At 67.6% G+C, this 19,916-nt stretch carries 16 protein-coding genes; 12 read left to right on the forward strand and 4 right to left on the reverse strand.

The window, feature by feature from the left end:
• Positions 1–52: 52 nt before the first annotated feature.
• The 3 genes from waaF to AC07XB_RS28255 all read right to left on the reverse strand — a co-directional run bounded on the left by waaF (position 53) and on the right by AC07XB_RS28255 (position 2,432).
• Entirely contained in the window at positions 53–1,075 is a 1,023-nt protein-coding gene (gene waaF, locus AC07XB_RS28245; RefSeq protein WP_183034520.1) for a lipopolysaccharide heptosyltransferase II, read from the reverse strand.
• A 121-nt stretch (positions 1,076–1,196) separates the two neighbouring features.
• Entirely contained in the window at positions 1,197–1,391 is a 195-nt protein-coding gene (locus AC07XB_RS28250) for a zinc-finger domain-containing protein (RefSeq protein WP_006158072.1), read from the reverse strand.
• Between the two features lie 120 nt (positions 1,392–1,511).
• A complete protein-coding gene (locus tag AC07XB_RS28255; RefSeq protein WP_492830786.1) occupies positions 1,512–2,432 on the reverse strand; it encodes a branched-chain amino acid transaminase in 921 nt (306 codons plus the stop codon).
• Between the two features lie 1,098 nt (positions 2,433–3,530).
• On the opposite strand from AC07XB_RS28255, the gene AC07XB_RS28260 reads away from it, so the two are divergent.
• The 4 genes from AC07XB_RS28260 to AC07XB_RS28275 all read left to right on the forward strand — a co-directional run bounded on the left by AC07XB_RS28260 (position 3,531) and on the right by AC07XB_RS28275 (position 9,118).
• Complete coding sequence (locus AC07XB_RS28260) at positions 3,531–6,458, forward strand: DEAD/DEAH box helicase (RefSeq protein WP_492830791.1); 2,928 nt, start codon at positions 3,531–3,533, stop codon at positions 6,456–6,458.
• 203 nt (positions 6,459–6,661) lie between these two features.
• Positions 6,662–7,699 carry a Bug family tripartite tricarboxylate transporter substrate binding protein gene (locus AC07XB_RS28265; RefSeq protein WP_492814227.1) on the forward strand — a complete coding sequence of 346 codons (1,038 nt, stop codon included), beginning with the start codon at positions 6,662–6,664 and terminating at the stop codon, positions 7,697–7,699.
• A 244-nt stretch (positions 7,700–7,943) separates the two neighbouring features.
• Positions 7,944–8,798 carry an AzlC family ABC transporter permease gene (locus tag AC07XB_RS28270; RefSeq protein WP_492814229.1) on the forward strand — a complete coding sequence of 285 codons (855 nt, stop codon included), beginning with the start codon at positions 7,944–7,946 and terminating at the stop codon, positions 8,796–8,798.
• Positions 8,795–9,118 (forward strand): AzlD domain-containing protein, encoded by a 324-nt coding sequence (locus tag AC07XB_RS28275; RefSeq protein ID WP_043343936.1) that lies wholly within the window; start codon positions 8,795–8,797, stop codon positions 9,116–9,118. The genes AC07XB_RS28270 and AC07XB_RS28275 overlap by 4 nt, the downstream gene beginning before the upstream one ends.
• A gap of 51 nt (positions 9,119–9,169) precedes the next feature.
• Here AC07XB_RS28275 and AC07XB_RS28280 read toward each other — a convergent pair whose 3' ends face one another.
• The gene (locus AC07XB_RS28280) at positions 9,170–10,306 is read right to left on the reverse strand and encodes a helix-turn-helix transcriptional regulator (protein ID WP_492830787.1); all 1,137 of its coding nucleotides are present in this window, start codon (positions 10,304–10,306) and stop codon (positions 9,170–9,172) included.
• A 361-nt stretch (positions 10,307–10,667) separates the two neighbouring features.
• Here AC07XB_RS28280 and AC07XB_RS28285 point away from each other — a divergent pair, with 361 nt between their 5' ends.
• The 8 genes from AC07XB_RS28285 (at position 10,668) to AC07XB_RS28320 (ending at position 19,756) form a co-directional block, all read left to right on the forward strand.
• Entirely contained in the window at positions 10,668–11,876 is a 1,209-nt protein-coding gene (locus tag AC07XB_RS28285; protein WP_492376614.1) for a phosphoglycerate kinase, read from the forward strand.
• A gap of 32 nt (positions 11,877–11,908) precedes the next feature.
• A complete protein-coding gene (locus AC07XB_RS28290; RefSeq protein WP_492830788.1) occupies positions 11,909–12,805 on the forward strand; it encodes a DUF4349 domain-containing protein in 897 nt (298 codons plus the stop codon).
• A 13-nt stretch (positions 12,806–12,818) separates the two neighbouring features.
• Complete coding sequence (gene pyk, locus AC07XB_RS28295) at positions 12,819–14,255, forward strand: pyruvate kinase (protein ID WP_150992693.1); 1,437 nt, start codon at positions 12,819–12,821, stop codon at positions 14,253–14,255.
• Between the two features lie 170 nt (positions 14,256–14,425).
• Complete coding sequence (gene fba / locus AC07XB_RS28300; RefSeq protein ID WP_174425967.1) at positions 14,426–15,490, forward strand: class II fructose-bisphosphate aldolase; 1,065 nt, start codon at positions 14,426–14,428, stop codon at positions 15,488–15,490.
• Positions 15,491–15,677: 187 nt separating this feature from the next.
• On the forward strand, positions 15,678–16,586 hold the full coding sequence (locus AC07XB_RS28305; protein ID WP_043343946.1) for a phosphoribosylaminoimidazolesuccinocarboxamide synthase: 909 nt from the start codon (positions 15,678–15,680) through the stop codon (positions 16,584–16,586).
• Positions 16,587–16,870: 284 nt separating this feature from the next.
• Entirely contained in the window at positions 16,871–17,368 is a 498-nt protein-coding gene (gene purE / locus AC07XB_RS28310; protein WP_006158083.1) for a 5-(carboxyamino)imidazole ribonucleotide mutase, read from the forward strand.
• A gap of 59 nt (positions 17,369–17,427) precedes the next feature.
• The gene (locus AC07XB_RS28315; protein ID WP_150992697.1) at positions 17,428–18,672 is read left to right on the forward strand and encodes a 5-(carboxyamino)imidazole ribonucleotide synthase; all 1,245 of its coding nucleotides are present in this window, start codon (positions 17,428–17,430) and stop codon (positions 18,670–18,672) included.
• Positions 18,673–18,769: 97 nt separating this feature from the next.
• Positions 18,770–19,756 carry an L-threonylcarbamoyladenylate synthase gene (locus tag AC07XB_RS28320; protein WP_492376611.1) on the forward strand — a complete coding sequence of 329 codons (987 nt, stop codon included), beginning with the start codon at positions 18,770–18,772 and terminating at the stop codon, positions 19,754–19,756.
• The last annotated feature ends 160 nt before the right edge of the window (positions 19,757–19,916 follow it).

The following is a 19,916-nucleotide window of genomic DNA, read 5'->3' on the forward strand; positions in this document are numbered from 1 at the left end:
ACTGGGCTCAGGGATTCGTTGGCCGGATAAACACGAACGGCGGGTCAGCGCTTCAGGCCCGGTGCAGGAGCTTGCGCAGCTCCACAAACACCATTTCGGGCTCGATGTCCTTCAGGCAGCGCAGGTGGCCAAGCGGGCACTCGCGCTTGAAGCACGGACTGCATTCGAGCTGCAGCCACATGATACTCGCAGCCTGCGACAGCGGGGGTGTATGGCGCGGGTCACTGGAGCCGAACACCGCCACCTGTGGCCGGTTCAGCGCCGCGGTGACGTGCATCAGGCCGGAGTCGTTGCACACGGCGGCTTCCGACATCGCTAGCAGGTCGACGGCATCGTCCAGCGAGGTCTGGCCGCACAGGTTGCGCACGAAGGGCGCGGCCTTGACGATCTCGTCGGCGATCTCGGCGTCCTTGGGCGAGCCCAGCGTGACCATTTGCGCATACGGGAACGAGCGCTTGAGCATCTGCGCCAGCTCGGCGAAATGTGCGGCCGGCCAACGCTTGGCCGGGCCGAACTCCGCGCCCGGGCAGAACGCGATCAGGCGCGTCTGCGGCGCAATGCCGAATCGCTCGGCGGTCTTGGCCATGCGCACCGGATCGGTCCGCAGGCGCGGCTCGGGCAGGTTTTCCGGCAGGCGGGCGCCGGGCTTGAGCGCCAGCCGCGCGTAGTGCTCCACCATGGGCGGGCGCTGGTCGCGGGGCGGATTGCCGTGGCGGATATTGAGCAGGCCGAAGCGGGCTTCGCCGCGATAGCCGACGCGCAGCGGGATAGCGGCCAGCCAGGGGATCAGCGCGGACTTGAGCGAATTCGGCAGCACATAGGCTGCATCGTAGCCTTCGTTCTTGAGCTGCTGGGCGAACATCAGGCGGGCCGAGAGCTGCAGCTTGCCGTGCGCCAGCTCGCTGGGGAAGACCTGGTGGATCTCGGGCATGCGGGCCAGCACCGGCGCCACCCATTTAGGGGCGAGGGCGTCGATCTGCAGGCGCGGATGGCGCGCTTTCATGAGGGTGAAGAGCGGCTGCGCCATCAGGGCGTCGCCGATCCAGTTGGGGGCGATGACGAGGGCTTTTTTCATGAATGGGGCGCTGCCGGAAGGGTGGGCGTGGCGCAAGCTGCGCGCGCCACGCACGCCGACGCTCCAGCGCGCCGCAGGGCGGGCCGGAGCATCGGGGTGGTGCGGTCAAGCGTGGGCCGTGTCAGTGGTGACCCTTGATCACGGTGCCGGGCTTGAGCTTGTAGACGGTACCGCAGTACGGGCACTTCACTTCGCCGGTATCGGTCACGTCGAGGAAGACGCGCGGATGGTAGTTCCAGGTCGGCGTGTTGCCGGTGGGGCAGTGCAGCGGAAGGTCTTCCGCGCCGATTTCGATCAGGGAGGCGGTTTGCGTCATGGTGTTGCGGGGATGGCTTTCGTTTTTAATCTTTAGTCTGTTGGATGGACTGAAGTATGACTGGTTAAACGGTTAAGCGGTTCGTGATTGCCTGGCGCGCTTTCGGGTCCCGGGGTGGTGTCAGACCACGGTCAGCCAGTGCCTGTATTGTTCATTGGTGCCGCCGACCGCGGAGAAGAAGGCGTCCTGCACGCGCCTCGTCACCGGGCCGCGGCGGCCTTCGCCGATCACGCGGTCGTCGAGCTCGCGGATCGGCGTGACCTCGGCCGCGGTGCCGGTGAAGAAGGCTTCGTCCGAGCAGTACACCTCGTCGCGCGTGATGCGTTTCTCGCGCACCTCGATGCCCAGGTCGCGGGCGATGGTGAGGATGGCGTCGCGGGTGATGCCGTCCAGGCACGAGGCCAGGTCAGGCGTATAGATCACACCGTCGCGCACCACGAACACGTTTTCGCCCGAGCCTTCGCTGACGTAGCCTTCGGTATCCAGCAGCAGGGCTTCGTCGTAGCCCATGCCGGTGGCTTCCTGGTTGGCGAGGATCGAGTTGATGTAATAGCCGCTGGCCTTGGCCCGCACCAGCGATACATTGACATGGTGGCGGGTGAAGGAAGACGTCTTGACGCGGATGCCGCGCTCCAGGCCTTCCTCGCCCAGGTAGGCGCCCCACGGCCACGCGGCAATCGCCACGTGGATGGTGTTGCCCCTGGCCGAGACGCCCATTTTTTCCGAGCCGATCCAGACCAGCGGGCGGATGTAGCAGGACTCGAGCTGGTTGGCCTTGACCACCTCGCGTTGCGCGGCCTCCAGCGTGGCCGCGTCGAACGGCATTTGCATCTGGAAGATCTTGGCCGAGTTGAACAGGCGGCGGGTGTGCTCCTTGAGGCGGAAGATCGCGGTGCCGGCCGGCGTCTTGTAGGCGCGTACGCCTTCAAACACGCCCATGCCGTAATGCAGGGTATGGGTCAGCACATGGACCTTGGCATCGCGCCATTCGATCATCTTGCCGTCCATCCAGATTTTTCCGTCGCGATCCGCCATCGACATGGTTCACTCCCAGAGCGCCGCCAGCCATGCAAAAGAGACATTGTAAACCCCGGGACCCCCTGTGCCAACGCGGGCGCGGGCCCGCCGGGGTCTAAAATCGTCACATTGTGTATGCCGCCACTGCCACCCGTGACCCTGCCGCCGCCGTTTGGACCCTCCGACTCCCATCGTGAATCACCAGGCCGCATGCACGCCAGGCGGCTGCGCGAGATGCTGTTCTCAGGCGCCCCGGAGGCGGCGATCGGCGAAATGCTGGCGCCTTGGGGGCAGGGAGCCGAGCGCGCCGAAATGCTGGTGGAAGCGGCGCTGGCCAGCGGCGACGCCGCGTTGCTGGACCGGGTGGTGCCACCCTGGCGCTGGCGCATCTTGCTGGCGATCCTGGACTGTCTCTATTTCGACTGGGATCCCCGCTTGCAGCCCTACCTGGATTACGGACTTGCCCGCCACGCCGATGATCCGCAGGCGCTGCCGGTCCCCATTCGCACCGCGCTGGCCGAGGGCCGGCTGTACGCTGGCGAGCGCCCGGCGGCCCTGGCCTTGCTAGCCACGACGGGCAACGCCAGCGGCGGCGATGGCGACGCCCTGCGTGCTTTTGCCCACTTGCAGGAAGGCGACTGGCCAGCCGCCCAGGCGGGCTTCGAGGCCGCGCTCAAGCGGCTACGGGCCGAAAGCCGCCAGCGCACCGGCTTGTTGCCGCCCTCGCTGGCGCCTTGCTACCCGCTGTCCTTGCTGGCCCAGCGCACGCCGGCGCACCTCGAACAAGCCCGCAAGTTCTGCCAGGCGGAAGCGGGCACGCGCAGCCCGGTGCCGACCGAGCGCTGGGGGCTGTGGTGCCACGTGCTGGCCGTGCACAAGGGGGATGCGCGGCTGGACGAGTCCGCGTTCGAATTGCGCCCCGAGGTGCCGCCGCTCGCGCAGTTCTGGCGCGTGCTGCTGCGCGCCTGGCTCGGCGACGTGAAGCAAGCCAGCGGACGGCGCCAGCCGGCGGCCGCCCGCGCCGAGGCCGTCGCGGCCCTGCGTGCGCGCCTGCAAGGCTGCGGCCTGCACTGGTTCGCGCAGCAACTGGACGCCGCGCTGGCGCTGGAAGCGGGCGAACCGGTGCCGCAGACTTTCTTTGCCGGCCAGCGCCAGGAAAGCTGGCGGCTCGCGCTCGAAGCGTTGCAGGCCCTGGCGGGCGAGACGCGCGCGCCCGACGGCGCCAGCGCCAGCCGCCTGTTGTGGGCGTTGACCATCGACGCCGACGGCGCGGTCGGCACCATCGAGCCGCTGGAGCAGCAGCGCGGAGCGCGCGGCTGGAACAAGCCGCGTCCCGTGCCGCTGGCCCGCCTTGCCGAAGACGACCGGCTGGAGCCGTGGGACGCCCGTGTCGCCCGGGCGGTGCGCCGCGACCAGTCCTATCACCGCCGCTACGTGCTCGATCGCGCCGCCGCCATGCTGGCGCTGGTCGGGCATCCGGGCGTGGTGCTGGCGCAGGCGCCCGAGCAGACGCTGGAAGTGGTGGAGGGCGCCCCCACGCTGGAAGTGGTGCGCCAGGGCGGCCGCTACACCTTGCGGGTCTCGCCCCCGGTGCGCGAGGCCCCGGCGATGGACAGCTTCCTGCCCGCCGGCAGCCGCGCGGACGCCGACGCCTTGCGCCAGATCACCGTGCTGCGCGAAGGCTCGCAGCGCCTGCGTGTGATCCGCCTCACGCCGGCGCAGCAGGGCGCGGCGCAACTGATCGCCGACGGGCTGGCGGTGCCGGCCGAGGCCCATGCGCAGCTTGACGCCACGCTGCGCGCGCTATCCGGTCATTTCCAGGTGCACTCCGACCACGACGGCAGCGCCCGCGAACTCGAGACCGAGAGCCGGCTGCGCGCCGAGTTGTCCCCGCTGGGTGAAGGCCTTTCGCTGCGCCTGGTGGTGACGCCGCTGGGCCCCCTCGGGCCACGGCTGGCCCCGGGTAGCGGGCGCGAGCGGCTGATGGCGGCGGTCAAGGGGGAGAGCCTGGCCACGGTGCGCGACCTCAAGGCCGAGTTGGCGAGCGTGGCTGCAGTGTTCGACGCGCTGCCCTTCCTGGTGCCGCGCTCGCCGGAAAGTGGCGAATACGACTGGACCCTGGCCGACCCGGAGGAAGCGTTGTCGGTGGTCGAGCAGTTGCCCGGGCTACCCGCCGTGCTGGCGGTGGAATGGCCCCGGGGCAAGGAAATCCGCGTGGTGGGCGCTGACATCCCGCAACTGGCGGTGCATATCGAAACCGAGAGCGAATGGTTCAAGCTGGTCGGCGAACTGGGCGTGGCCGAGGGGCTGGTGCTGCAGCTCGGCCAGTTGCTGGCCTGGGCCGGCAGCCATGCCGGGCGCTTCATGCCGATGGGGCAGGGCGTGTATGTGGCGCTCACGCGCAGCCTGCGCGCCAGGCTGCGCGACCTGGCCAGCGTGGCGCACAACGTGCCCGACGGCATCAAGGTGCCGCTGATGGCGGCGCCCTGGCTGGACGATGTGCTGGCCGGCGCCGGCATCGACCCCGACCAGCATTTCCGCCAGCGCGTGGCGCGGCTGCGCCGGGCGCGCAACAGTGACGCCGTGCTGCCGGCCAACCTGGCCGCGCAACTGCGGCCCTACCAGGAAGACGGCTACCGCTGGGCCATGTCGCTCGCCGAGGCCGGCTTCGGCGCCTGCCTGGCCGATGACATGGGGCTGGGCAAGACGCTGCAGGCGCTCGCCGTGATGCTGGGGCGCGCCGATGGCGGCGCCGCGCTGGTGATCGCGCCGACCTCCGTGTGCGGCAACTGGGCCGCAGAGGCAAGGCGCTTCGCGCCGACGCTGCGCGTGCACATCTATGCCGAGGGCGAGCGCGCGGCCTTGCTGGCACAGGCCGGCCCGCATGACGTGGTGATCGTCTCGTACACGCTGCTGCTGCAGGCGCGCGATGCCTTCTGCCAGCGCGAGTGGCACACGGTGGTGGCCGACGAAGCGCAGGCGTTCAAGAACGCCGCCACCAAACGCTCGCAAGCGGTGTTCGAGCTGCGGGCCGATTTCCGCATGGCGCTGTCGGGCACGCCGGTGGAAAACCGGCTGGCCGAGCTGTGGTCGATCATGCGCTTTTGCAACCCCGGCCTGCTCGGCTCGCTGGTCCGCTTCAACGAGCACTTCGCCGTGCCGATCGAGCGCAATGGCGTGCGCGAGGCGGCCCAGCGGCTGCGCCGCATGATCGCGCCGTTCGTGCTGCGCCGGACCAAGGCCCAGGTGCTGGACGAACTGCCGCCGCGCACCGAGCTGGTGTTGCGCATCGAGCAGGACCCGATCGAGGCGGCCCACTATGAGGCGCTGCGCCGCCAGGCGCTCGCCGAAGCCGAGGCCGTGGTCAAAGGCCCGAAGGCCCGCAAGACCGCCACCGGCCAGCCCGCCGCCGAGGCGCGCATCCATGTGCTGGCGCAACTCATGCGGATGCGGCGCGCCGCCTGCGACGCGCGCCTGGTCACGCCCGAGCTGCAACTGGAACGCGGGCAGGCGGGCGCCAAGGTGCGCGCCTTCGTGCAACTGGCGGGCGAGCTGGCCGCCAACGGGCACAAGACGCTGGTCTTCAGCCAGTTCGTCGACTTCCTGCAACTGCTGCGCGGGGGGCTGGACGAGGCCGGCCTGGCCTGGCAGTACCTCGACGGCGCCACGCCGGCGGCCGAGCGCACGCGGCGCGTGGCGGCGTTCCAGGCCGGCGAGGGCGATGTCTTCCTGATCAGCCTGAAGGCCGGCGGCTTCGGCCTCAACCTGACGGCAGCCGACTACGTGATCATCGCCGACCCCTGGTGGAACCCGGCGGCAGAGGACCAGGCCATGGGCCGCGCCCACCGCATCGGGCAGCAGCGCCCGGTGACCGTCTACCGGCTGATCAGCGCGGGCACCATCGAGGAACGTATCCTCACGCTGCATCACGGCAAGCGCGCGCTGGCCGATGGCATCCTGGAGGCGGGCGAGGACGGCGGGGCCGGCTTCATCGGCACGGCGGCGGCGCTGCCGGACATCGACGAACTGGTGGGGCTGTTGCGCAGCTAGGGGTGCAGGGGCGCTTTCGCCTTTCACCTTTGTGGGCGGCGGCGGGACCCCGGTCCATGTCTGCTTATACCAACATGGCATACCTTCAAGCGAACTCCATCGTTGGTAATGCGGCGGATCGTTGGTATCTTGCTGTTTTGGCCCGGGGCGCCAGACCCCGGCCGGCAGCCCCGACCCGCATTCCTTTTTTCGACGGTACCCCCATGTTCCGCACTGCTACCCGCCGCATCTCGTCCGCTTTCCAGTCCCGTTCGTTCCGTGCTTCCCGCCTGGCCGCCGGCCTTGGCCTGCTGGCCGCGCTAGGCACGGTGGCCGCTCCGGCCCGCGCGCAGGACCCGGCCTGGCCGACCCAGCCGATCACCATCCTGATGGGCTTTACCGCCGGTTCCGGCGTGGACATGGTGGGACGCACGCTGCAGGAATCGCTGCAGAAGTCGCTCAAGGCCACCATCATCTATGACTACCGCCCCGGCGCCGGTGGCAATGTCGCCTCCGAAGTGGTGGCCCATGCCAAGCCCGACGGCTACACGCTGCTGCTCGGCACCGCCGCCACCCACGGCATCAACCCCGCCCTGTACAAGAGCCTGCCGTTCGACGCCGAAGCCGATTTCACGCCCGTCGCGCCGCTGGTGGAAGTCTCCAACGTGCTGACCGTGAACCCCGCCGTGATCGACGTGAAGTCGGTCAAGGAGTTTATCGAGAAGGTCAAGGCCAATCCCGGCAAGTACAACTACGCGTCGACCGGCAACGGCACCGGCACGCACCTGGCCTTCGCCGAATTCAACGCGCGCGCCGGCCTGGATATGGTCCATGTGCCATACAAGGGTGGCCCCGATGCGCTGCAAGCCGTGCTCAAGGGCGAGGTCTGCTGCATTTTTAATCAGGTGCAGAGCGTGTTGCCGCAATATCGCGCCGGTAAGGTGCGGCTGCTTGGCGTGACCACCAAGAACCGTGTGGCGGTGATTCCCGAAGTGCCGACGATCGCCGAGAGCGGGTTGCCCGGCTTCAACAGCACCATCTGGTTTGGCTTCTTCGGCCCCAAGGGGCTGGATCCCAAGATCAGCAAGAAGATCAACGATGCGGTCAAGGTCGCGCTGGAAACGCCGGCGATCCGGCAGAAGCTGATCGAGGCGGGGAATTCGCCGCGGATCGAGACGGTTGAGCAGTTTCGGACTACGGTGAAGGCGGATCGGCAGAAGTGGGCGGGGGTGGTTAGGAGTGTTGGGGCGTCGATTGATTGATATGGCGTTGGTTGTTGGGGGCAAGGGCAGAACCGTTGGATCTTGCTGTTTGATTTGGCTTTGATCTGATACGGCGTTGGTTTTTGGGTCCAAAAACCAACGCCGCTCAAAAAAAAAGCGACCAACCCCGCAAATTAAGCAACCACTTACCACCTCCTCCCACTCCCCCTATAATGCCCAATTCCCCCTAAGCCCAAGGGCTAGCCCCGCCCCCGGCGGCTGCCATCCCCCCAATCCTTCAGCTATGACCTTCCGACCGCCCCAGGCCCTGCTGCGTCCCTGGCATCGTTTTGCCCCGGCCGAGCGGGCTGGCTTTATCGAAGGGGCACGCTATTTCGCGCCTTCCCTGCCTGCCGTGTTCTCCTGGGGACTGGTGACGGGCGTGGCCATGAGCAAGTCGGTGATGAACGTGCCCGAGGCGATCGGCATGTCGTTGCTGGTCTATGCGGGCTCGGCCCAGTTGTCCGTGCTGCCGCTGTTCGCGGCGGGCCTGCCGTTGTGGACAGTGTGGCTGACCGCCGCCATCGTCAACCTGCGCTTCGTGATCTTCAGCGCGGGGCTGCAGCCGCATTTCAGCTACCTGCCGCTGTGGCGCCGCACGCTGCTGGGGTCGTTCAACGGCGACCTGCATTTCGTCTACTTCATGCAGCGCTATGCCACGCCAGGCCATGAGCCGGGCAAGGAAGGGTACTTCTGGGGCATGGCGCTGACCAATTTCGCCATGTGGCAGGTCTCGTCGATCATCGGCATCGTGCTGGCCAGCGCGTTCCCGGACAGCTGGGGCCTGGGGCTGGCAGGCACGCTGGCGCTGATTCCCGTGATGGTCACGACCATCCGCTCGCGCTCGACGCTGCTGGCGGTGGCCGTGGCTTCCGCGCTGGCGCTGCTGTGCTTCGACCTGCCTTACCGGCTTGGCCTGGTGGCGGCGGTGGTGGGGGCGATCGCGGCCGGCATGGCCAGCGACGAACTGGCGGCGCGCGCGACCTTGCGGGGCATCCGCCGCCGCAAGGCCGAGCATGCGCCCGCGCAGGCGGCGGCCCGGTCAGCGGCCCAGTCAGCGGCCCAGTCAGCGGCTGCGGCGGCAGAGGACCGGGCATGAGCCATCTCGAGATCTGGATCGCGCTGGTCGGCATGGCGCTGGTGACCATCGTCACGCGTGCGCTGTTCCTGATGGCGGGCGAGCGCGTGACGGTGCCAGACCGCATCCAGCGCGCGCTGCGCTACGCGCCGGCGGCGGCGCTGGCGGCCATCATCCTGCCCGACCTGATGACCTGGCAGGGGCATTTCACGCTGGCTCCCAGCAACTACAAGCTGGTGGCCGGCGCGGTGGCGCTGGTGTTCTACCTGGTGACGCGGCGCATGGTGGGCATGATCGTGGCGGGCATGGCGGTCTATACCGCCATGCGGCTGCTCGGCTGAGCCGGGGCCGGGCGAACGCCGGGCCCCGAAGGCGCGAGAAGGCGCGATCCGCTAGGCCGCGTCGCTGGCGTCGCTCGGCCCTTGCGGCGCGGGGCCGAGCGCCGTGCCCAGCTGGGTCAGCAGCCGCGTCAGGCGGGCCTGCGTGCTGGCGCCGGTCTTGAGGAATACCGCCTTGAGCTGGCTGCGCGCGGTTTCGTGGCGCACGTTCAGGCGCTCGCTGGCTTCGGGCAGGCCCATGCCGGTGGCCAGCAGGCTCGCCAGGCGGATCTCGGCGGGCGTCAGTCCATAGACTTCGCGCAGCAGTTGCGGCAGTTCCGCCGGTGCCTGCGCGTCTTCATGGATCACCACCAGCGCGGCGGGTTGCTGCCAAGGCAGCGCAAAGATGTGGGAGGGCGGCAGCGGCAGCACGATCAGCTGCGCGCAGGCGCCGTTGCCATGGCGGGCGATTGCCGCCTGCGCCGGTACCGTGCTGCGCGGCGCGCAGGCGGCCGTCACCATGTCGGCCAGCGAGCGCGACAACTGCCACTCGCCAGTCTTGCCGGCGGGGGCCAGCCGCCGCACCCAGCGCTCGCCGATGCCATTGCTCAGCAGCACGCGCCGCTCGGGCGAGAAGGCGATCACGCCGAACGACAGGCGCTCCAGGATCTGCCCTGACAGTTGCGCCAGCGTCGACAGCCCGATGGTGCGGTCGCGCATGGCCATGGCGCTGCGCATGTGAGGCAGCGCCCAGTCCAGCGCGCTGACATCCGCTGGCGTGAAATTGCCTTGCGAGAACGAGCGCTGCAGCGCGAAATACACCTCGTAGTGGGGCTTTCGCTCGACCAGGCAGGCTGCGTAGGAGCATAGGTCGAAGCGGTGGAAGAACTCCCGATAGAAGGGGCTGCGCTGCATCGCGCCTTCGCCGAAATCGCGCGCGTCGATGTACCACTCGCCGGGGGAGAGGTTGTGGGCAAACAGCTTGCCCGGATCCAGCGTGTGGAACTCCTTCTCGTAGGCGCTGAACAGCTCCTGCACCGGGCGCACGACCTCGTTGACCGTCATCAGGTCGCGATCGGTGTCGCGCACGATCATCGATGCGTGCGCGCTGCCTACGATGTTGCTCAAGGTGTGCAGGCTTCGCTGCCAGGCCTGCGCGTCAAGAATCCCTTCGTACAAGCCACGGATTGCCCCGTGCATGTCTTCGTTCATGGTTACCCCTGCCTTCGCGACAACGGCGCTAGCCGCGTGGCGCCGACGCCGCTTCCTGTAAGCGCGTCCGGCGCCAGTGCCTTGGGTCCCGTCTGAGGCGGGCCTCTGGCTATGTTTTTGCGTGCTTATCTTGTGCCGACTTGTGCATACATTGCGCGCTTTGGCATCAGCGTACGAGACGCAGTGCAATTGTCGCACCCCCCATTCAGGGGGTGCGTTGCAAGGATGCGGCACGCTACTCGCCGCATGTGGCGAACGGGGCACCCACTGGCGGATGCATCCGGGGCGCAATCCCGCAAAATGGCCCTTGCGATCAGGTAAAATGCCGATTTTCCCCGATTTTCGCTCTCCAGCCACCGCCATGACCTCTGTCCTGCGTCTTTCCGATCTCATCTCCCAAGGCAAAATTGCCGGCAAGCGGGTTTTTATCCGCGCCGACCTGAACGTGCCGCAGGATGACGCCGGCCAAATCACCGAAGATACCCGCATCCGCGCCTCCGTGCCCGCTATCGAAGCCTGCCTGCAGGCAGGCGCCGCCGTGATGGTGACGTCGCATCTGGGCCGCCCGACCGAAGGCGAGTTCAAGCCCGAGGATTCGCTGGCGCCTGTGGCCACGCGCCTGGCCGAGTTGCTCGGCAAGCCGGTCAAGCTGGTGCAGAACTGGGTCGACGGCAACGGCGAAGTGAGCACGGTCAAGCCCGGCGAAGTGGTGCTGCTGGAAAACTGCCGCGTCAACAAGGGCGAAAAGAAGAACAGCGACGAACTGGCCCAGAAGATGGCCAAGCTGTGCGACGTCTACGTGAACGATGCCTTCGGCACCGCGCACCGCGCCGAAGCCACCACCCACGGCATCGCCAAATACGCCCCCATCGCCTGCGCCGGCCCGCTGCTGGCTGCCGAGATCGATGCGCTGGGCAAGGCCCTGGGCCAGCCGGCGCGTCCGCTGGTGGCAATCGTCGCCGGCTCCAAGGTGTCCACCAAGCTGACCATCCTCAAGACGCTGGCCGGCAAGGTCGACAACCTGATCGTCGGCGGCGGCATCGCCAATACCTTCATGCTGGCTGCCGGCCTGAAGATCGGCAAGTCGCTGGCCGAGGCTGACCTGGTGGCCGATGCGCGCACCATCATCGATCTCATGGCCGCGCGCGGCGCCTCGGTGCCCATCCCCGTGGACGTGGTGTGCGCCAAGGAGTTCAGCGCCACCGCTGTTGCCACCGTCAAGGACGCGAAGGACGTGGCCGACGACGACATGATCCTCGACATCGGCCCCAAGACCGCGCAGATGCTGGCGGACCAGCTCAAGCTGGCCGGCACCATCGTGTGGAACGGCCCGGTCGGCGTGTTCGAGTTCGACCAGTTCAGCAATGGCACCAAGGTGCTGGCCCAAGCCATCGCCGAGTCCAAGGCGTTCTCGATCGCCGGCGGGGGCGACACGCTGGCGGCCATCGCCAAATACGGCATCGCTGACCAGGTGGGCTACATCTCCACCGGCGGCGGCGCCTTCCTGGAATTCCTGGAAGGCAAGAAGCTGCCCGCGTTCGAGGTGCTGGAACAGCGCGCCGCGGGCTGAGGGTGGCGGGTTTGCGAGGGTTTGGCACTGGCATGGCCGGCAAGCGTGGACTGGCGGCGTTGCTGCTGGCCGCCTCGCTTCTGGCCCTGAGCGCGTGCGGCCGCCCGGGCGGCGGCGCGCCAGAGGGGCGTCCCCTGGCCGCCGCCGCGGCCGGCGGGATGGCCGCCGGCGAGTTGGCGCGAGGCGGCCAGAGCGAGCAGCAGGAGGCGGAGCGCCGCTACCTGGCGCTGAAGTACGCGCTGACGGTGGAGAATTCCGCCGACGCGCTGGAGACTGGCTGGAAGAGCGTGGTGCAACGCTGCCAGGCGCTCGGCTGCGAGTTGCTGGAGGCGGCCTTCACCCGCAGCCGCGATGGTGCGCCGCCGCGCGGCGAGCTGCGCGCGCGCATCGCGCCCAAGGCCTTGCCGGATCTGCTGAAAGCGGCGGAGCAAGGCGGCACGGTGGTATCCAACGCCGTGTCGAGCGAAGACAAGACAGACCAGGTGATCGATGCCGAGGCCCGCATCAAGAACACCACCGAGCTGCGCGACCGCCTGCGTGCCATGCTGCAGAATGCGCGCGGCCCGCTGCGCGACGTGATCGAGCTGGAGCGCGAACTGGCGCGCGTGCAGGGCGAGCTGGATACCATCCACGGCCTGCGCAAGATGCTGGCGGCGCAAACAGACCGCAACGAAGTCCGTATCGATTTCGTTGCGCGCGAGAGCTTTGTCAGCCAACGAAAGGTATCGCCGCTGCGCGACGCTTTTAACGATATCGCCGAGTTGTTCCTCGGCAGCCTGGCCATGCTGATCCGCGTGGCCGCCGGCGCGCTGCCGTGGCTGCTGGTTGGTGTGCCGCTGTTGTGGTTTGCGCTGGCCTGGCGCCGGCGCCGCGCGGCGCGCAGGAAGCAAGCCGTGCCGGCGTCGCCGGACGGCGCTGGCCCTCGATAAGGAAAATCAGTTCATGACCCGTTCCACCAAGATCGTCGCTACCATCGGCCCCGCTTCCAGCACGCTGGAAATGCTCACGCGCATGATCGCGGCAGGGGTCGACGTGGTGCGCCTGAATTTCTCCCACGGCGTAGCCGCGGACCATATCGAGCGCGCCCGCCTGGTGCGCGAGGCCGCCAAGGCCTGCGGCAGGGAAGTCGCCATCATGGCTGACCTGCAAGGGCCGAAGATCCGCGTCGGCAAGTTCGAGCACGGCAAGATCACGCTGAACGTGGGTGAGCCCTTCATCCTCGACGCTACCTGCACCCTGGGCAACCAGGAACGCGCCGGCCTCGATTACGAGGACCTGCCGCGCGACGTGGGCCCGGGCGACCTGCTGCTGCTCAACGATGGCCTGATCGTGCTGGTGGTGGACCGCGTGCTAGGTCACGAGATTTTCACCACGGTCCGGATCGGCGGCGAGCTGTCCAACAACAAGGGCATCAACCGCCAGGGCGGCGGCCTGTCGGCGCCGGCGCTGACCGCCAAGGACATGGAAGACATCAAGACCGCCATGGCGCTGGGCGCGGACTATGTCGCGGTGAGCTTTCCCAAGAACGCCACCGATATGGAAATGGCGCGCCAGCTTGCCGCGGTGGCCGGTCAGCCGCACCAGCACAAGGCCCGCATGATCGCCAAGATCGAGCGCGCCGAGGCGATCCGCCCGGGCGTGCTGGAAGAGATCCTGCAGGCCTCCGACGGCATCATGGTGGCCCGCGGCGACCTGGCCGTGGAAGTGGGCAACGCGGCCGTGCCCGCGCTGCAAAAGCGCATGATCCGGCTGGCGCGCGAGGCCAACAAGCTGACCATCACCGCCACCCAGATGATGGAGAGCATGATCGTCAACCCGGTGCCCACGCGCGCCGAGGTGTCGGACGTGGCCAACGCCGTGCTGGACGGCACCGATGCCGTGATGCTGTCGGCCGAGACCGCCGCCGGCCGCTATCCGGTGGAAACCGTGGAAGCCATGGCCGCGGTCTGCGTCGAGGCGGAGAAGTCCGAGGTGGTCCAGCTCGACACCGATTTCCTCAACCAGACCTTTGGCCGCATCGACCAGTCGATCGCCATGGGCGCACTGTTCACCGCCTATCATTTGCAGGTAAAGGCCATTGCCGCGCTGACCGATTCCGGCGCCACCGCGCTGTGGATGAGCCGGCATCGCATCCATGTGCCGATCTACGCGATGACGCCCAACCTGGCCTCGCAGCGCAAGATGCAGCTCTATCGCAATGTGGTGCCGCTGCCGCTGGAAGCCAGCGCCGACCGCGACACCGCGCTGGAACAGGCCGAGGAACTGCTGCTGTCGCGCGGCGTTGTGCAGCGCGGCGACTTTATCGTGCTGACCATTGGCGAGCCGATGGGCCAGCCGGGTGGCACGAATACGCTGAAGATTGTCCGGGTTGGCGCCTGATATGTGCCGCGCCGGACAGACAGCCGGCGCCTGAGCGCACAGGATCACCCAGGATAAATCGCGTTGAGACGGTGTCTTGCGCGAACAGCAAAGAACGACCAGATCGACCAGCTCGACCAGATCATTAAATCATTAAACGAGACACCCCATTCTTTCTTTAGGAGTTTGACATGCCACTCGTATCGATGCGCCAGCTGCTCGACCACGCCGCCGAAAACGGCTACGCGCTGCCCGCCTTCAACGTGAACAACCTGGAACAGGTTCAGGCCATCATGCAGGCCGCCGACGAAGTCAATGCGCCGGTGATCATGCAAGCCTCCGCAGGCGCGCGCAAGTACGCCGGCGAGCACTTCCTGCGCCACCTGATCGAAGCCGCAGTGCAAGCCTATCCGCATATCCCGGTGGTGATGCACCAGGATCACGGCCAGTCGCCGGCGATCTGCCAGGCCGCGATCGACCTGGGCTTCTCCTCGGTGATGATGGACGGCTCGCTGCGTGAAGACGGCAAGACCCCGTCCGACTACGAGTACAACATCGAAGTGACCCGCAAGGTGGTGCAGCTCTCGCACGCCATCGGCGTGACCGTGGAAGGCGAGCTTGGCTGCCTGGGCTCGCTCGAGACCGGCGAAGCCGGCGAGGAAGACGGCATCGGCGCCGAAGGCAAGCTGGACCATTCCATGCTGCTGACTGACCCTGAGCAAGCCGCCGACTTCGTCAAGGCCACCCAGCTGGACGCCCTGGCGATCGCCATCGGTACCTCGCACGGCGCTTACAAGTTCACCCGCAAGCCCACTGGCGATATCCTGGCGATCAACCGCATCAAGGAAATCCACGCCCGCATCCCCAACACCCACCTGGTGATGCACGGCTCGTCGTCGGTCCCGCAGGAACTGCTCGCGGAAATCCGCCAGTTCGGCGGCGACATGAAGGAAACCTACGGCGTGCCGGTCGAGGAAATCCAGGAAGCCATCAAGTACGGCGTGCGCAAGATCAATATCGACACCGATATCCGCCTTGCCATGACCGGTGCGATCCGCCGCTTCTTTGCCGAGAACCCGAGCAAGTTCGACCCGCGCGAATACCTGAAGCCGGCCCGCGAAGCCGCCAAGCTGGTTTGCAAGGCACGCTATGTCGCCTTTGGCTGCGAAGGCCAGGCCGCCAAGATCAAGCCGGTCTCGCTCGACGCCATCGCGCAGAAGTACAAGTCGGGCGAACTCGCCCAGGTCGTGCAGTAAGCAGGACCGCGTGCCGTCCCCGCCCCGATCCCGTCAAACGGGGCAGGCGCGGGGACGACGCTTTTCAGGCTCCGGCGCCGGGGCGCTGAAAAGCGCTAACAAAATGAAGCGAAGCAGTTGTTCTGGCCCGGCGCCAGAATCATTCTGTTAGTGCCTCCCATCGGAACCACCGAACCACCGAAATACCATGTCGAACGCTCTCTACCAGTCCTCCATCACTTCGCTGCCGCTGCTCGGCCACGGCAAGGTCCGCGACAACTACGCCGTCGGCGACGACAAGCTGCTGATCGTCACCACCGACCGCCTGTCGGCCTTCGACGTCATCCTGGGCGAGCCGATCCCGGCCAAGGGCCGCGTGCTTAACCAGATGGCCAACTTCTGGTTCAAGAAGCTGGCTCACATCGTGCCGAACCACGAAACCGGCATTGCCGCCGAGACCGTGGTGAGCCCGGCCGAAGTCGAGCAGGTGCAAGGCCGCGCCGTGGTGGTCAAGCGCCTCAAGCCGATCCTGGTGGAAGCCGTGGTGCGCGGCTACCTGGCCGGCAGCGGCTGGAAGGACTACCAGGCCACCGGCAGCGTGTGCGGCATCGAACTGCCCGCCGGCCTGCAGAACGCGCAGAAGCTGCCCGAGCCGATCTTCACCCCGGCGGCCAAGGCCGAGATGGGCGAGCACGACGAGAACATCTCCTTCGCTGAAACGGAAGAGCGCATCGGCGCCGACCTGGCCCGCCAGATGCGCGACATCTCGATCCGCCTGTACAAGGAAGCGGCCGACTACGCCGCCACCCGCGGCATCATCATCGCCGACACCAAGTTCGAGTTCGGCCTGGACGAGAACGGCACGCTGACGCTGATGGACGAAGTGCTGACCGCCGACTCCTCGCGCTTCTGGCCCGCGGATTCGTACGAAGTCGGCACCAACCCGCCGTCCTTCGACAAGCAGTTCGTGCGCGACTGGCTGGAAGCCGTGCGCATCGACGGCAAGCCCTGGCCCAAGACCGCCCCGGCGCCTGCATTGCCCGCCGACGTGATCGAGAAGACCGCCGCCAAGTACCGCGAGGCGCTGACGCGCCTGACCGGCGAGGAACTGCAGTAATGGTGAGCGGCGCTGGCGCTGGCCGAAGCCGGCCGGTGCGCCAATGCTGCTTGAAATGCCCAATGGCGTTTACTCCCTCTCCCCTCAGGGGGAGAGGGCCGGGGAGAGGGGTGGCTTAGCTAGGCGCCACCTGAAGCAGAGCCAATGGTTTTTGACGGCTCGCAGGCGCATCGAGCGCCCGCCCTCTCCCCCCCCTCTCCCGCAAGCGGGAGAGGGGAGCGAACCAACGCAGGACGAAGGTTGGCGCGATCCCCACGCGCCAGACAGATTTTTAAGGACTTAACGTGAGCAATACAGCCAAGCCGCTGGTCGGCGTTGTGATGGGCAGCAGTTCCGACTGGGACGTGATGCAGAACGCGGTCGCCATGCTGAAGGATTTCGGCGTGGCCTTCGAGGCACGCGTGGTTTCTGCCCACCGCATGGCCGACGACATGTTCGAGTACGCCGCCACCGCGCGCGAGCGCGGCCTGCGCGCCATCATCGCCGGTGCCGGCGGTGCCGCGCACCTGCCCGGCATGATCGCCGCCAAGACCATCGTGCCGGTGTTCGGCGTGCCGGTGCCGTCGCGCTACCTGCGTGGCGAGGACTCGCTGCTGTCGATCGTGCAGATGCCCAAGGGCGTGCCGGTTGCCACCTTCGCCATCGGCGAAGCGGGCGCCGCCAATGCCGCGCTGCACGCCATTGCCACGCTCGCCACCACCGACGACGCGCTGGCCGCCGCGCTCGAAGCGTTCCGCGCCAAGCAGACCGAAGCTGCCCGCGCCATGACGCTGCCGGTGTAATACGCACATTCGCACGCACACCGACTAGCCCCAAGCCCCCGAATCCGGAAAGACGCGCAATGCCAACCGATATCCATCCCCACCTGGTCGAAGCCCACACGCCGGAGTCGCGTGCCGAGTTCGGCATCGACAATCCCAGCGCGCCGGTGCTGCCCGGCGCCTGGCTAGGCATGCTGGGCGGCGGCCAGCTCGGCCGCATGTTCACCCATGCCGCGCAGTCGATGGGCTACAAGGTTTGCGTGCTCGATCCGGACCAGGACAGCCCGGCCGGCACCATCGCCGAGAAGCACATCTGCGCGGCCTATACGGATGAAGCCGCGCTGGCCGAGATGGCCAAGCTGTGCCCGGCGGTGACCACCGAGTTCGAGAACGTGCCCTCGCTCTCGCTCGACCGGCTGGAGCAACTCGGCGCCTTCGTCGCGCCGCGCGGCTATTGCGTGTCGATCGCGCAGAACCGCATCGGCGAGAAGAAATTCTTCGCTTCCTGCGCCGAGCGCACCGGCGTGCCCACCGCGCCGCACTGGGTGATCCAGCACGACGCGGACGTCGACCAGGTGCCCGAGGACCTGCTGCCCGGCATCCTCAAGACTGCGCGCATGGGTTATGACGGCAAGGGCCAGGCCCGCGTCAGGACCCGTGAAGACGTGCGCGCGGCGTGGCGCGCCATGCAGCACGTGCCGTGTGTGCTGGAAAAGATGTTGCCGCTGGCCTACGAGGTTTCGGTACTGGCCGCGCGCGCTGCCGACGGCACCACGGCGACCTGGCCGCTGGCCGAAAACGTGCACCGCGACGGCATCCTGTTCTCCACCGTGATGCCGTCCACCAGCGTCTCCGACGAGATCGCCGCGCGTGCCCGCGCCGCGGCCGCCACCATCACCACCGAGATGGGCTATGTGGGCGTGCTGTGCATCGAGTTCTTCGTGCTGACAGATGGCTCGCTGGTCGCCAACGAAATGGCGCCGCGCCCGCACAACTCCGGCCACATCACCATGGACGCCTGCGAGACCAGCCAGTTCGAGCAGCAGGTGCGCGCCATGGCGCGCCTGCCGCTGGGCAGCACGCGCCAGCATTCGGCCGGCAAGATGCTCAACCTGCTGGGCGATGTGTGGTTCGAATTCGGCCTGGAACGCACGCCGGCCTGGGACGAAGTCGTGGCCCAGCCCGGCGCCAAGCTGCACTTGTATGGCAAGAGCGATGCGCGCCCCTCGCGCAAGATGGGCCATGTGAATTGCGTGGGCGGCGCGGCGGCCGACGCCGAGCGCGCCTTCGATGCGGCCCTGACGGCGCTGCACATCGCGCCTTGATGGCATGCCCGGCGCATGCGCCGGGCTTTTCCGTTTTCCTGCTTTCGCAGCTCCGTAGTTTCGAAACTTCGTAGTAACGCCACCTCAGAGATCCCCGATGTCGCGCATGCCCACGTCCGCCGAACTTGACCAAGCGGTCCAACTGCTGGAGGCCGGCGAGCTGGTCGCCTTCCCGACCGAGACGGTCTACGGCCTGGGCGCCGACGCGGAAAACCCCGAGGCCATCGCCCGTATCTACGCGGCCAAGGGGCGCCCGTCCAATCACCCGATCATCGTGCACGTGGTGGATGGCGGCGACATCAGCTACTGGGTGGACGATGTGCCGCCGGCCGCGCAAGACCTGATCGACGCCTTCTGGCCCGGCCCGCTTACGCTGATCCTCAAGCGCGCGGCGCATATCCCGGCGGCGGTTGCCGGCGGCCAGGACAGCATTGGCCTGCGTTGCCCGTCGCATCCGGTTGCGCAGGCGCTGCTGGGCCGCTTCAAGCGTGGCCGTGGCGGCATTGCCGCGCCGTCCGCGAACAAGTTTGGGCAGGTTAGCCCGACCACGGCGCAGCACGTGCGCGACGAGTTTGGCGATGCGGTCTTCGTGCTGGAAGGCGACGACGTTGAGGTGGGCATCGAATCGACCATCGTGGACCTGTCGCGGCTGGAGCAGGGCATTGGCCCGGTGCTGCTGCGCCCGGGCGCCATCACGCCGGCCATGATGGCGAAGGTGCTGGGCGTCACGCCGTTGCCGCCGGATGCTGCCGCGCCGCGCGCGTCAGGTACGCTGAAGGCGCACTACGCGCCGCATACGCCGTTGGGTTTGTGCTCTGCCGCGGATCTGCCTGCGCAACTGGTCGATTTGCCCGCCGACGCGCTGGTGGCGTGGGTTGGTGTTCAGGCGGCTGCCGATCCGCGGTGTGTGTGGGTAGAGGCGCCTGCCGATGCCGAGGGTTATGCGCGGGCGCTTTATAGCTTGTTGCGCCGGCTGGATGGGGAGGGGTTTGCGCGGCTGGTGTTTGAGGCCTTGCCGGCTGGGCATGAGTGGGATGGGGTTCGGGATCGGTTGCAGAGGGCTGCGGCGGCGTTTGGGGAGTGAGGGGGGTGTTGTTGGTTGTTGGTAGTAACTGCAACTGCAACTGCAACTGCAACTGCAGTTTCACCACCCCTGCGGGGCGGCGACTGTAGTGGTCTAATGAACTTGGACACCTCAAAAGGTAGACTTCCCGTCGACTAGAGAGGTGATGATGGCACGCAAG

The organism is Cupriavidus sp. GW821-FHT02F09, assembly GCF_059421605.1.